Below are 13,294 nucleotides of genomic sequence, written 5' to 3' on the forward strand. Positions count from 1 at the left end.
TCTTCCCGGACGTGAGGAAGTACACGACCCTTAAACCGGCCTTTGAGAACTCGCCGGACTCCCCAGAAGGACTTCTCGTGCCCGAGGTGGTCGCGTTACATGGAAAGCCCGGAATCCATATCCTCAAGATGGCACTCGTTCTCCCCTATCTTCTGGGCACTGCCTACTACGGGAGAAGATGCGTGACGAGCGTAAGAAAGGACCCTGGGAAAGGCAGGAAGACCGCCCCGCAGAAGTTCTTCAAGGAGCTTGAGAGCTATGCGAAATCGCTCGGCGTTTTGAAGGTCGGCTACACGAAGCTTACTCCGGAGCTGGTCTTCTCAAATAGAACCGTGCTCTTCGATAATGCGATAGTTCTCATAGGCGAGATGAGGAAGAAGGAGATAGCAAAAGCACCAAGCGTTAGAGCCGGAATCGAGGTGTGGAGAACCTATTACCGCTTAACCCGGGCGGCCTACAGGATAGCGGAGTTTTTGAGGGAGAGGGGCTACAACGCTCAACCAGATCCGGCAGTTGGTGGGAGCACGAACTTTCCGCTTTTAGCACAAAAAGCTGGTCTTGGCCACATAGGCAAGCACGGGCTTTTGATAACCTCAGAAAACGGGCCGAGCGTGAGGATAGGAGCCGTTTACACAGATCTGGAGCTTCCCTACACCGACGAGCGCGTTTGGGAATATGAATGGATTCCTCACTTCTGCGACCGCTGCAACGCGTGCGTTAGGGCCTGCCCGGCTCAGGCGATTTACATAACTCCAAAGAGGGAGAACGGCCGGGAAGTTCATATAGACTACAAAAAGTGCGCCGTAGTCTTCTCAAGAACCCTCGGCTGCTCTGTCTGCGTAAAGGAGTGCACGTTCACAAAGGGTAGCTATGGGAAAATAAAGGGGGCCTACGAGAAGATGACTAAAAAAGAAAAAGAGCTTGGAAAATGAAAGGGCTTCAACGCATATCTTCATTTGTGCTTTTGCTCTTCGCTTATCGTCATCCCCGGCCAGTCGAGGACTCCCACGCTGGCCCTGTATATTCCTGCTCTATGGTCGAACTTCCCGTCGATTCCTATGAGCTTCACAAAGGCCACCTGGCTCTCCTCGCCCGTCGTTGGCTCCCTCAAGGTCAGAACCTCTATGATGAGCCTGTCGAGGGAGAAGTGGGGTATGTAGTAGGGGTAGATTCTCCTTCCACTCGCGTCCCTTGGCCCGCTTGAGATTATCAGAACCCGCGGCTCTTCAGCGCCCATTCTCGTAGTCTTGCCGAGCTTGATGACTATCTTTATCTCGAGGGTTATTGGCCCAACTCTTGATGGCCCCAAGGGGTCGTAGGGGCCGGGTGAACCTATGGTGTCGTTTACCATCAGCGGGGGGACATCAAACGGGTTGTATGGCCCTGGTGAGCCGTAGGTGTCGTTGTAGACCCCCAGGAGGAACGGGCTGTAGGGCCCTGGGAACATCGGTGTGGTGTTGCCTCCCTGTCCCATCCTCATTGGATAGCCCCACGGGGAGTTCTCAAACTTGCCCGAGGTTCTCTCCGGGTTAGGGAACGTTGGTGAGGGCTTGAGGAGGTCCTCTATCGTTTTACCTATACCTACACCTATGGTCCCGCTCCCCTGGTGTTCGCCTGCGGGGATTATCTCGTCAATCAGAGCCGCTTCGGGGGTTACGGTGACGTTTACGGCTATTACCGAGTAGTTGCCCGGTTCAAGGTAGCTCTCCTCCGGCTGGCGGTAGACGATGTACGGCGGTATTTCAGTGTCCCAGGGCTTGTCTTCTTCGGGTTCCACTATGAGCATGCTCTCTGGGTCAGGGATGAGCCAGTCGTCCGGCGGGTAGCCGCAGTCGCTCCTAACCGCCTCAAAGCCTATGATGACGACACCGTCGTCCGATATCTTCGGCTCTATTCTCCTGCACGTCTCGCCTTTCGCGTAGGGGATGTAGAGAACGGCCTCACCATCGAGGGGCGGGAGCTCGAAGACTCCACCGCTCATGTCCGCCCTGTGGATGACCTCCCCCGTTCTCGGGTCGATGACTATCGCCATGTTGAAGTCCTTGGGGGCTATTGAGTACGTCCCCGGCGGAATGCCTATGACCGGCCTGCCTGAGTTTTCCCGACCCAAAATCTTTGCAACTTCTTCCTCGCTGAGTTCCGTGGGCTCTTTGTAGTCGCCGACGACGAAGAACGTGCTCTCAGTTGGGTAAGGGCACGAGTTGAAGGGCGGGGCTGGGGTGAGGATTATGTCAAATGGGGGCTCCTGGTCGGGTATGAGGACGCACCCGTTGACGCCGTCTATGGTGTAAATCCCCCCGATCTCAAAGTCCACCTTCACCGGCTCGTTTGTGGGAAATGAAGCGATATTATTTTTCCTCTTAATCTCCCGTACAATCACCTTGCCGCTCGGGGTAATCACCTTGAACGTCGTTGGCTTATCCCTGGGGAGGACGAGGTTTGGAACCGCCCTTGCCTCGACGTCCCTCCTCCCTTCTCCAAGAATGACTCCCATATCGGCGGAGGGGACGAGTATATGGACTCCTACAACTTCTCTGTCGCCTATTATCTTCTTCGTCATCTCGGCCATCTGCCTGGCCTCGAGCTTCTGAACAGAGAGGACGTCGGAGTGAGGCTCAAAGACCGTGAACATGCCATTTTCCTTTCTGTAGTACTCGTCTATCGGTTTGCCGCTCTTAAAAGCTTCCCAGTAGCTTTTCTCCACAGCGACCGTGAGAACGAGGTTCCTCATGGCTATCGCCTGCCTGAACCTCAGGAGCGAGGCGTTGACCAGGTACTGGAGCTTCCGCGTCTTGTTGTCCGTTCCCTCGGCAAGCTCCATCAGCGAAGCAAACTCCTCATCCGGGGTCACTATGCCGGGGCTGTTCATCATGGTGTCCAGCTGGGCTCCGGTCTTGTTCAAAAGCTCCTTGCTGTGCTCGATGTCGTTGTTGTAGAACTCTATGATGCTCACCATCTCTTCAAGCCACTTCTCGACCTCTTCCTCGGTCATGTTCCCCCAGAGCCCCTTGGAGGTTTCCGATGGCGTTTCCGTCGGAGTCTCGGTTGGGCTCTGTGTTTCAGTCGTTGTTTCTGTTTGTGTTTCGGTCTCTGTCTTGGTTTCAGTTTCCGTTGGTGGATGGGTGTCTGTTGTAGTGGTTTCAGTTTTTGTTTCTGTCTCAGTTTTTGTCTCGGTTTCGGTTTTTGTTACCGTCTCCTCAGGTCTGCTGACAGTTTCCGTACTAACACTTTGGTTTATGCATCCAGAGATGAAAGCTCCAAGCAACACTACACTCAAAAGCAGGGCAAAGCCTGCAAACCTACCTTTCATTTTTTCCACCAGCTTTTTCACACGGCGACAAAATTTGTCAAAAAAACCATGTGATTATAGTAAATTGTAAGTTGTCAAACTATAAAATACTTTCGTTTAAAAATAGAACCCAATGTAAAAAGAAAGGTTTAACATAGCAACCATTTCAGAACACCGAGTTGAGCCTTCCGCCGTCAACGGGGATCATCGCGCCGTTTATGTAGCTCCCGAGGTCGCTGGCTAAGAAAGCCACGATGTAGCCGATCTCCTCCGGTTCTCCCAGCCTTCCAAGGGGTATCGGCTTCGCGTACTCCTGGAGCGCCTCTTCAACGGTCTTTCCTTCCCTTGCTGCCCTGTCCTTCGCGAGCTGTATCATCCTGTCCGTCCTTATGATGCCGGGCATTATGCCGTTGACTGTTATTCCCTTCGGCCCGAGCTCTTTCGCGAGCGTTCTCACGAGGCCGGCCATTGATATTCTGACCACGTTGCTGAGGGCGATGTTCGGTATCGGCTCCTTTATTGCCACACTGGTGGAGTAAACTATCCTTCCAAAGCCCTTCCGCTCCATAGCGGGAACGAGCGCCTTCGTGAGATAGACAGCCGGATAGAGGAGAAGCTTAACTGCCCCTTCCCAGTCTTCCATGTCCATCTCCATGAAGTAGCCCGGCTTAGGCCCGCCGGTGGAGAAGAAGAATATATCCGGCTCACCAATGTTTCTGAGCTCCTTTACGGTTCTCTCAAGGTCTTCCCTCCTGGTGAGGTCTGCAACAATGTAGCTCACCTCAACATCGCTCTCGGCCCTGATATTCTCCTTTGCCCTCTTCAGGTTCTCCTCGCTTCTGGAGAGGAGTATTACATCGGCTCCAGCCTTTGCCAGAACCCTCGCAACGCCGAAACCTATGCCCTTGCTTGAGGCCGTAGTAAACGCTAATCTTCCAGAAAGGTCTATGCTCAACATTAGCATCACCATAAAACATAGGTTCAAAGGAGGATAAAAATGTTAGTGGACAAATTTGACCTCTTTTCCTACGTATAAAGGTTCTACTTTACTTCCAAAAGCAGACATAAAGCTGCAAATCCCATCAAATCCTGTGCAGTGCCCTGGATAAAGTTTTTCAACCCCAAGGGCGCTAATGCCTTTAATGGCATCTTCCAAAATATTTCTCTTGGCTCCAGTTAGATGAAATCCACCCACCAGAGCAAAAATCGGCTTATTCATAAGTTTTATTGAGTGCCTCACTATGTTCAAAATTCCACTATGGCCACAGCCAGTTATAACGACCATTTTGCCTCCAAGCTCAACGAGCAGTGACATGTCGTCTTTTAGAGGGTCTTTTATCAGCTTTCTCCCATCCACGACATGGCCAACTGATCTATCCCAAGTCGTTCTCTCTATCTCACCGCTTGTGTATACCCCATCAAAAATCTTAACTGGTTTTTCCTTTAGTATAAAGTTGGCTCCGAGTTTTTCTAGATGCTCCTGTGAAAATGGAATTCCAATTTTCCTGCGCTTGGGTTTTAGAGCCACCCTTCTTAAAAATATATCGGGGTGAGCATAAACCACTATGGAGTCTTTTCTCGCTGTTAAAAACTTTTCAAGCCCCCCAGTATGGTCGTAGTGACCGTGAGTAATGAATACTGCATCAATCTCGTTGGGAGATATATTGAGCGCTTCCATATTGTGAAGCAAAATCGTGCCATCCGTACCTGCATCCACCAAAATCTTCCTCCCATTGTGCTCCACAAAAAGAGAAAAGCCATGGGCCCCGAGAAGGCCCTTTTAAACCCTGCATGATTTTCAAATAGCACTACCATCCTCATATTCATCCCTCAAAGGGGAGCTTGCCAAAATCCACTTCCAGTGTTTGGGTTGTCCTCCATACAAATGCTCCTTCTCCTTTAAGAACATGCTTTCTCATATCTCCTTGAGGCACTCCATTAGCTTCATAAATCATGCTCTGCAGATCTGGATCGTTGTAAAGAACTAGCGTTGGTCCCGGTATGTTAAGGAGATTTTCCGCAACGTATCTGGAGCCTAATACTGTAACCCTCCCCCTCATGGGTTGAGTCAATAGAGGAATGGCTGCACTTCCGGGGGTTGTGTAGAAAAGAACCGCCGCATCATCGATTCCTATTAAAGTGCTCCTTCTATCTTTAACAGCCGCCGCAAGGATTAGAAACGCCATTCCCACGGTACTTATGCTGTAAGTTTTTCCAAAGTCAACCAAAATGCTCTTGCCGAGCTTGGGAACTTCTCCCTCAAAAAAGGTCTCATCGAGGGAAGTGTAAACTTCTCTTATAACCTCTCCGTACTGTTCCTTTGACTTGGCTGCATCCGCTACACTTTTAACTTTGCCCCCAAGAATATCGGCATAGAGTTTATCGGTAAGAGAGCGATCCAATCCGTATATGGTCTGAATTATCGTTGATGCGGTGTAAAAGTCCTTCAAGAGACCTTTTTTAACCATCTTTATAGGATCAAGGCCTGTAGGCTTATTGTCCTCCATTTCTATTATAGTGTCGAATTTCTCCTTAGGATACTTTCCTCTTGTGTCAAAGAAAATCAGCCCGTATTCCTTTTCGAGAAATTGGTCTCCAATGTAATCTATAACTCTCGTGGGGTCATCATCGATGCCAAAAACCTTTAGAGTTCTGCCGTGGTAAACCGGATCGTAGTATATCTCCTTTCCTTCGTACTCCAAAATCTTTATGGCAAGTTTGCTGTACTTCATAGAGTTCACCAAAAAGAATAGGGGGAATAAGTATAAACGGCTTTCCCTTAGAAGTTAAAGGATTACCATCCCCCTTGTCTTCTGCCTCCAAAGCCTCTTACATGACCCGTTCCACCTCCTTTTGACCTAAATAAAGCCTGAGTTAGCTCCCCTCTCAGAAAAGCCCTTACTGCTTCTTCCACCCTCATTGTGGGGAGAGCCGAGACGAACTTTATACCTGAAGCTTCAAGTACTTGGGCAGAATTCGGCCCAAATTGCCCAGCTATAACAACATCTACCCCTTCGTTTATGCAAAACTGAGCTGCTTGAACTCCAGCACCTCTAGGAGCGCTTGCACCCGGATTGGGAACCACTCTAACATTCTTTATCTCCCCACCTTCAATATCAACTATCGTAAAGGTCGGTGTTCTCCCAAAGTGCTGATTGACAAAATCATCTAAACCTCCGTTTACAGTTGCAACTGCTATCCTCATCCTACCACCTCCAGGTAAATTAGGAAAGCCGAATTTAAAAATTTTGCATAAGATCAAAAAAATTCTGCCCAGCCTTGGCCTCAAAAGACCTCTAACGATAAAAATAACCAAAACGCCCAATGCATAGATTAATGCCACTAGGAAGAGCTTAGCCAAGAGTTATAACATCCCAATTAGAAGAAACACGTTTAAGACCCTATAAAAGCTTCCAAAATGCCAACTTAACAAATTTCTTCGATAGTTTCTTCCAAATCCGCGTGCCATTCTATGGCTCCCAAAATTTAAAAGAAAGAGTTCACCACCAGCCAAAATACCTAGAAAGCCAGTTTCTTCTATTTGGTATTCCTGTCCAAGGGCAATAACCTAATTTTGCCCCCCAACCTCTTCCTCTGCCCCATCCACGTCCAAATCCTTTGCCAAAGCCACGGCCTCTTCCTCCCCATCCATAATCATAGGGTAGATAAGCTGGGGCTGGATTTGCCGGAACTGCTGGAAGATAAGTTTGTTGTGCTGTTTGCTGCATTCCCTCTTTAATTACCTTTTCAACAGCTTCCTTAATGGGAGTTCCAGCAGGAAAGAGGTAATAAGTTATTCCTGCAGCTTGGAGGGCTCCCATGACATTGGGGCCTATTTGTGGGGCGATTATTGTATCCACTCCTTCATTTATCAACGTCTGCACGGCTATTGGACCTGCCCCACCACCAGCGTATGCTGCTTGGTTTTGAATCACCTTTATGCTCTTTATCTCCCCATTTTCTACATCAACTACTGTGAAAACTGGTGCCCTTGCGAATACAGGAGCAATTTTGTCTTCCAATCCTCCACCATTTGCACTCGGTACTGCAATCTTCATGTTCCTCACCTCCTACTATTATGAGCATATGCACAAAAACTTAAAAGTCTTTCGGTTAGCCTAATTGGGAGATTGAGCAGCCAATAACTATGTTTTTATTTCAGATTTCTTTTCTTAATTTCCTCTAAGAGTTCTTCAAAGTTTTCAACAATAATTTTGGCTCATTCTAAATTCCTTTAGGGCATCTTCCATGCCGAAAACTACTTTTAGGCACTTCATTTTTTACCACCAATATAGCATATGCACAAAACTTTTAAGGTTTTAGGTTTCCTAACTGTGGAGGTGAGGTAATGCAGATAGCAGTGAGCGGAGGTAAGGGAGGAACAGGAAAATCAACTGTAGCCATTAACCTTGCAATAGCCTTACGGAAGTATTTCGACTTAGCTCTGGCAGATTTAGATGTCGAGGCACCAAACGATCATATTCTCCTTGGAGTTGAGTTGCAGAATGAGGAACCCGTTCATATGTTCATGCCGCGCTTTGATTATTCGAAGTGCATAAAATGCAGAAAATGTGCGGAAGTTTGTGAAGAAAACGCAATAATCACAATGAGAGATGGAACACCGTTCTTAATGCCCACCTTGTGCTCTGGGTGCAGGGCTTGTGAGATAGTCTGCCCAGTTACGGGAGCAATATTGGAAGGAGAGAAGCTTATGGGACACACCTACCTCACCGAGACACCTTATCAGTTCCATTTGGTTACCGGAAAACTGCTCGAAGGAGAAGAGCGGGCAATGCCTATTGTAACCGCAGCAAAAAAGAGGGCGAAAACCCTTAACAAAGAGCTTTTGCTAGTGGACACAGCAGCAGGAACAAGCAACACTGTTTCCAAGGCATTGGAAGATTCAAAGCTTCTCATAGCAGTTACAGAGCCTACTCCGTTGGGTCTTCATGACTTGACCCTTATCCTTGAGCTCGCCAAATTAATGGGCATAGAGGCTTGGATTGTTGTCAATAAGGCTGATATTGGAGAGAAAAAGAGAGTAGAAGAGATAGTGCAGAAATACAACGCCGAGATAATTGGGGAAATCCCATACAGCGAAGCTATTATCCAGAGCTATGTTAGGGGAGAACCTATAGTCCTAACCGATAAAAAGGAAGCTAAAATCTTCAAAGACCTTGCCGAAAGGGTAGCCAGTTATTTGGGGTGATTAAAATGCAGATCGCGATAGCGAGTGGAAAGGGTGGAGTAGGAAAATCGAGCGTAGCTGCTTCACTCATATACCTCCTCAAAGATGAATATTCACTAATAGCAGTTGATGCTGATGCCGACGCTCCAAACCTCGACCTGCTCTTTGGGGTTGAAATGTGGGAAGAGGAAAAAGAGCTCATAGGTGCAAAAGTGGCAAAGATAAACACCAGCACCTGCATAAGGTGCGGTATATGCGCTGAAAGATGCCCCTATGACTGCATAAAGATTGTTGATGGAAATTACGTGGTTAATGAGCTAACTTGTGAAGGTTGTGGAGTTTGCAAGCTCGTATGTCCTGTGGAAGGGGTAATCACTTTAGAGGAAGTACGTTCAGGCATAGTTAGGAAAACAACAACCAAATACGGCTTCCCACTAATTTCAGCCCAGCTCGACGTGGGAAGGCCAAACAGCGGAAAGCTCGTTACGGAGGAAAAAGAGTGGGCTAAAAGGATCATGAAGGAAAAAGGAATAGAACACATGATAGTTGATTCGGCAGCCGGAATAGGATGCCAAGTGATAGCAAGCCTCGGAGGGGCGGATGTAGCGATCCTTGTGGCAGAGCCAACTCCCGCTTCGCTAAGTGACGTGAAGAGGGTTTACAAGGTTGTCCAGCACTTCAGAGAACCAGCATACCTTATAATAAACAAAGCTGATCTGAATCCAAGCTTTAAGGGACTTTATGAATTCGCCGAGGAGGAAGGCATACCAATAATTGGTGAGATACCGTACGATAGAGCAATCCCAAAAAGCATGGTAATGCTTAAGCCGGTAGTTGAGGCATTTCCGGATTCAAAAGCCTCTATAGCGCTCAAAGAAATAGCAGAAGTCGTTAAAGAGGAGATTTTAGAGTAGCTCTCTTCTCTCTAATCTTTGGGCACTTTCAGAAATCTTCATTAATGTTGAGTTGTAATGAGGATTAGTATGAGAAAGTGTAAGCTGTGCGGATATAAATCTGAGGAAATTAGCGAATCAATTGGGGTCTGCGTTAACTGCTTGCGAGAAAATCCGGAAGAAGCGCTAAAAATATCAAGGGAGTCCCACCGGAAATGGCGTAGGCTCATAGGCTTGCCTCTAGAAGTGCCGAGAGAAGGCATTCAATGCCTGCTTTGCGTGAACGAATGCAAAATTCCGGAGGGAAGTTCCGGCTACTGCGGGATAATGTGGAACAGGAAAGGAAAGTTAGTTCCCATAACTGGAAGCTTTGATAAGGCATATCTCCATTGGTATCTCGATCCTCACCCAACAAACTGTGTCGCAAGACCAGTTTGTCCAGAAAAAGAACATAGGGGATTTTACAACCTAGCAGTCTTCTTCGCCGGATGCAACTTAGATTGTCTTTTCTGCCAGAACATAGAGCACAAATACATGATAAAAAACGGGAGCATAGATCCCTTTGAAGGGGTTGTAATGAGCTCAAAGGAGCTAGCAGATATAGCAATGAGAAGTAGAGTATCATGTGTGTGCTATTTTGGCGGAGATCCAACGCCTCATTCTCCCTATGCAATAAAAGCTTCAAGAGAAATTCTCAAACGAGCCGAGAAAGTTGGAGCAATAAAAAGAATTTGCTGGGAAACGAATGGGCTTGAAAATCCAAACATAATGCGGGAAATGGCAAGAATAAGCCTTGAAAGTGGGGGAATAGTCAAGATTGACTGGAAAGCATATAGCCCAAGTATCTACGAAGCTTTAACGGGAGTTAACGGAAGGAAAGCCCTTCAGAGAATAAAGGAGAACATAAGGATTATAGTCGCAATGGACGAGAGAAAGGAGCCTCCCCTTTTAGTAGTTAGTACCCTTGTTGTACCCCATTACATAGATGGGAAAGAGGTTGGTGGAATATCGAGGTACCTTGCTCAGCTGAATCCGGACATACCATACGTTCTCTTGGCATTTGCACCGCAGCATCTAATGCACGATGTGCCAACCACCAGTAAGAGACAGATGGAAAGGGCTTACACAATCGCCAGAAGAGAAGGACTAAAACGAGTCTTCATCGGTAACCTTTGGCTCCTGAGATGATCTGGGAATTTCATTTCCCTGGGCAAGGATTATTAGCTCTCTCCCCTCAACAAGCATTTGGGCTACCTTTTTTCTTGCAGAACTTAGAGCCCTCCACACAGTGCCCCTTGAGACGCCCATTCTCTGCCCGGCTTCCTCTTGAGTTAGTCCTTCATAATCCACCAGCCTTAAGGCCTCAAACTCCTCGTAGGTCATGAAAATCGGAGGCTGTGGAGGGCCAAAAGGTGGCTTAGCTGGATAGAAATGCCTAACCTCGGGGATAAACCCTATAAATCGCATTTTTCGTCTTCTTCCTCTTCTCCATCCCATCCCGTGTGGCATTTTAACACCTAAACTACAGTTTGAGTTTCCCCTTTTTAGGTTTTTGTGCGGCGGCGTATTTATAAACCTCCTTGCCAAAATATAGATTAATGTATCTGCGGAAAGACCTTATCCAGCCAAGGGTTTATCAAGAAGTAATCTACGCGAAGTGCAAAGACAAAAACAGCCTAGTTGTTCTGCCGACTGGGTTAGGGAAAACTCTAATAGCCCAGATGATAGCTGACTATCGCTTATCTAAATACGGCGGGAAAGTTCTGATGCTCGCACCAACAAAACCCCTAGCCCTCCAACATAGAGAAAGCTTTTTGAAACTTTTTGATCTTCCAGAGGAGAAGATAAACACATTAACTGGCGAGATCCAACCAGAGAGAAGAGAGGAAATATGGAGGAAAAGTATTATTATTACCGCTACCCCCCAAACGATAGAAAACGACCTTGTTGTTGGGAGGATAAGCCTTGAAGACGTTGTTCTGCTCGTCTTTGATGAAGCCCATAGGGCGGTGGGGAACTATGCTTATGTTTACATAGCCAAAGAGTACATGAAACAGGCAAAACATCCCCTAATTTTGGGTCTTACAGCTTCTCCTGGAAGCGATGAGGCGAAGATTAAGGAGATTGTTAAGAACCTCTTCATAGAGCACATTGAGGTTAGAACCGAGAATTCTCCCGATGTTAAACCCTACGTCCAAGGGATAAAGTTTGAATGGGTTAGAGTAGAGCTGCCGGGGATTTACAAGGAAGTTAGAAAAATTCTAAGGGAAATGCTCAAAGATTCGTTGAAGCCCTTGGCTGAGGCAGGTCTTATCGAGAGCGCTTCTCCGGATGTTCCGAAAAAAGAAATCCTCAAAGCGGGACAGATAATAAACGCCGAGATGGCAAAAGGCAACTATGATGTAGGAAAACTCATGTTTTACCAAGCAAAAGCCCTGAAGCTCCACCATGCAATAGAACTTCTCGAAACCCAAGGATTATCCGCCTTGAGGGCTTACCTCAAGAAGCTCTATGAAGAGGCCAAGAGGGGAAAGACAAAGTCGACGAAGGAGCTGATGCAGGATCAGAGAATGAAAAAGGCAATAGCCCTTCTCGTCCAAGCAAAAGAATTGGGAATCGACCATCCAAAGTTAGACAAGATGAAAGAGCTGATTAAAGAGCAATTGAGCAAGAAACCCGCCTCAAAGATAATCGTCTTCACAAACTACAGGGAAACTGCAAAAAAGATCGTAAAAGAGCTCCTTCAAGAGCAAATAAAGAGCATGCGTTTTGTGGGACAGGCAAATAAAGAAAACGACAAGGGCTTAAGCCAAAAGAAGCAAAAACAGATTTTAGATCTCTTCTCTCAGGGAGAATTCAACGTTCTCGTTGCCACAAGTGTTGGCGAAGAAGGTCTGGATGTTCCCGAAGTGGATTTGGTTATCTTTTACGAACCTGTGCCTTCTGCTATAAGGAGCATCCAGAGAAGGGGAAGAACCGGGAGACACAGGCCAGGCAGAGTTGTTATATTAATGGCAAAGGGCACGAGGGACGAAGCTTACTACTGGAGTTCCCGTCATAAGGAGAAGCAGATGATCTCTCTCTTAAAGAAGGTGGAGGATATGGTTAAAAAAGAAAAACAGGCCTCCCTCTTAGGTTTTGTAAAGCCGAAGGAGAAGGAGGAAAAAGCCGAGGAAGTTGTCGAAAAGAGGGAAGAGCCAGAGAAAGATGTGTATGAAAAGCTCCCTATAAAGCCCATTTTTGTGAAAAAGCCGAAAGGGATTGTAGTTTATGTTGATTCACGCGAGCTCAAGAGCCAGGTTCCAAAAATACTAAAGGAACTAGGTGCTCATTTGGAAGTTAGAACCCTCGACGTTGGGGACTATATAGTGAGTGAAGACGTGGCTATAGAGAGAAAAGCCGCTAATGATTTCATTCAGTCAATAATAGATGGTAGGCTTTTTGATCAGGCAAAGCGTTTAAAAGAGGCCTATTCCAGACCGGTCATTATTATCGAAGGAGAGCTCTACGGAATTAGGAACGTGCACCCCAATGCTATTAGAGGTGCTTTGGCTGCTTTAACTGTAGACTGGGAGATCCCAGTTCTTTTCGCTAAAGATTCGAGTGAAGTTGCCAGCTACATTTACCTCATCGCCAAGCGTGAACAGGAGGAGAGAAAGAAGGAAGTAGCCGTTAGAAGTGAGAAGAAGGCCTTAACATTGGCTGAAAGGCAGAGGCTAATCGTTGAAGGGCTCCCCTATGTGTCGGCAACCTTAGCGAGAAGACTCCTCAAGCATTTCGGGAGCGTGGAGAGGGTTTTCACGGCAAAAGAGAGCGAGTTAATGCAGGTGGAAGGAATTGGAGAAAAAATTGCCAGAGAGATAAGAAAAGTCATAACATCCCCATACGAAGAGGAGGAAGAGAAAAATATATAAGATTTTCAAA

The 13,294-nt window shown here is 47.0% G+C and carries 12 protein-coding genes; 5 read left to right on the forward strand and 7 right to left on the reverse strand.

Annotated features, from left to right (window positions below; genetic code table 11):
* The first annotated feature begins 77 nt into the window (after positions 1-77).
* A complete protein-coding gene (locus OCC_RS00995; RefSeq protein WP_238565067.1) occupies positions 78-932 on the forward strand; it encodes a 4Fe-4S dicluster domain-containing protein in 855 nt (284 codons plus the stop codon).
* Positions 933-952: 20 nt separating this feature from the next.
* Here the strand turns inward: OCC_RS00995 and OCC_RS12515 are convergent, their stop codons facing one another.
* From OCC_RS12515 to OCC_RS01025, 6 genes are all read right to left on the reverse strand, one after another.
* Complete coding sequence (locus OCC_RS12515) at positions 953-3,310, reverse strand: hypothetical protein (protein WP_004069685.1); 2,358 nt, start codon at positions 3,308-3,310, stop codon at positions 953-955.
* A gap of 145 nt (positions 3,311-3,455) precedes the next feature.
* A complete protein-coding gene (locus OCC_RS01005) occupies positions 3,456-4,247 on the reverse strand; it encodes an SDR family oxidoreductase (RefSeq protein WP_004069687.1) in 792 nt (263 codons plus the stop codon).
* A 42-nt stretch (positions 4,248-4,289) separates the two neighbouring features.
* Positions 4,290-5,033, reverse strand: coding sequence for an MBL fold metallo-hydrolase (locus tag OCC_RS01010; protein ID WP_084684290.1), 744 nt, complete (start codon positions 5,031-5,033; stop codon positions 4,290-4,292).
* Between the two features lie 79 nt (positions 5,034-5,112).
* Positions 5,113-6,021: a hypothetical protein gene (locus OCC_RS01015; protein ID WP_004069691.1), complete on the reverse strand. Its 909-nt coding sequence runs from the start codon at positions 6,019-6,021 to the stop codon at positions 5,113-5,115.
* A gap of 62 nt (positions 6,022-6,083) precedes the next feature.
* Positions 6,084-6,494 carry a NifB/NifX family molybdenum-iron cluster-binding protein gene (locus OCC_RS01020; protein ID WP_023843715.1) on the reverse strand — a complete coding sequence of 137 codons (411 nt, stop codon included), beginning with the start codon at positions 6,492-6,494 and terminating at the stop codon, positions 6,084-6,086.
* Between the two features lie 295 nt (positions 6,495-6,789).
* Positions 6,790-7,347, reverse strand: coding sequence for a NifB/NifX family molybdenum-iron cluster-binding protein (locus OCC_RS01025; RefSeq protein WP_004069695.1), 558 nt, complete (start codon positions 7,345-7,347; stop codon positions 6,790-6,792).
* Between the two features lie 290 nt (positions 7,348-7,637).
* Between OCC_RS01025 and OCC_RS01030 the strand changes: the two genes are divergently transcribed.
* The 3 genes from OCC_RS01030 to OCC_RS01040 all read left to right on the forward strand — a co-directional run bounded on the left by OCC_RS01030 (position 7,638) and on the right by OCC_RS01040 (position 10,558).
* Positions 7,638-8,498, forward strand: a complete 861-nt coding sequence (locus tag OCC_RS01030) for a nucleotide-binding protein (protein WP_004069697.1) — start codon at positions 7,638-7,640, stop codon at positions 8,496-8,498.
* Between the two features lie 5 nt (positions 8,499-8,503).
* Positions 8,504-9,391, forward strand: coding sequence for a nucleotide-binding protein (locus OCC_RS01035; protein WP_004069699.1), 888 nt, complete (start codon positions 8,504-8,506; stop codon positions 9,389-9,391).
* Positions 9,392-9,649: 258 nt separating this feature from the next.
* The gene (locus OCC_RS01040) at positions 9,650-10,558 is read left to right on the forward strand and encodes a radical SAM protein (protein ID WP_238565068.1); all 909 of its coding nucleotides are present in this window, start codon (positions 9,650-9,652) and stop codon (positions 10,556-10,558) included.
* Here the strand turns inward: OCC_RS01040 and OCC_RS01045 are convergent.
* Positions 10,517-10,879: a DUF134 domain-containing protein gene (locus OCC_RS01045; RefSeq protein WP_004069703.1), complete on the reverse strand. Its 363-nt coding sequence runs from the start codon at positions 10,877-10,879 to the stop codon at positions 10,517-10,519. The genes OCC_RS01040 and OCC_RS01045 overlap by 42 nt on opposite strands.
* An 89-nt stretch (positions 10,880-10,968) precedes the next feature.
* On the opposite strand from OCC_RS01045, the gene OCC_RS01050 reads away from it, so the two are divergent.
* Positions 10,969-13,284 (forward strand): DEAD/DEAH box helicase, encoded by a 2,316-nt coding sequence (locus OCC_RS01050; RefSeq protein WP_004069704.1) that lies wholly within the window; start codon positions 10,969-10,971, stop codon positions 13,282-13,284.
* Positions 13,285-13,294 lie beyond the last annotated feature (10 nt).

The sequence above is a fragment of the Thermococcus litoralis DSM 5473 genome, from assembly GCF_000246985.2.
GTDB lineage: Archaea > Methanobacteriota_B > Thermococci > Thermococcales > Thermococcaceae > Thermococcus_A > Thermococcus_A litoralis.

What these genes read in the sequence shown, in the direction of transcription:
- OCC_RS12515 (WP_004069685.1), bottom strand. Translation starts at nt 3,310, where the DNA reads ATGAAAGGTAGGTTTGCAGGCTTTGCCCTGCTTTTGAGTGTAGTGTTG.
- OCC_RS01005 (WP_004069687.1), bottom strand. Translation starts at nt 4,247, where the DNA reads ATGTTGAGCATAGACCTTTCTGGAAGATTAGCGTTTACTACGGCCTCA.
- OCC_RS01015 (WP_004069691.1), bottom strand. Translation starts at nt 6,021, where the DNA reads ATGAAGTACAGCAAACTTGCCATAAAGATTTTGGAGTACGAAGGAAAG.
- OCC_RS01020 (WP_023843715.1), bottom strand. Translation starts at nt 6,494, where the DNA reads ATGAGGATAGCAGTTGCAACTGTAAACGGAGGTTTAGATGATTTTGTC.
- OCC_RS01025 (WP_004069695.1), bottom strand. Translation starts at nt 7,347, where the DNA reads ATGAAGATTGCAGTACCGAGTGCAAATGGTGGAGGATTGGAAGACAAA.
- OCC_RS01030 (WP_004069697.1), top strand. Translation starts at nt 7,638, where the DNA reads ATGCAGATAGCAGTGAGCGGAGGTAAGGGAGGAACAGGAAAATCAACT.
- OCC_RS01035 (WP_004069699.1), top strand. Translation starts at nt 8,504, where the DNA reads ATGCAGATCGCGATAGCGAGTGGAAAGGGTGGAGTAGGAAAATCGAGC.
- OCC_RS01045 (WP_004069703.1), bottom strand. Translation starts at nt 10,879, where the DNA reads ATGCCACACGGGATGGGATGGAGAAGAGGAAGAAGACGAAAAATGCGA.
- OCC_RS01050 (WP_004069704.1), top strand. Translation starts at nt 10,969, where the DNA reads ATGTATCTGCGGAAAGACCTTATCCAGCCAAGGGTTTATCAAGAAGTA.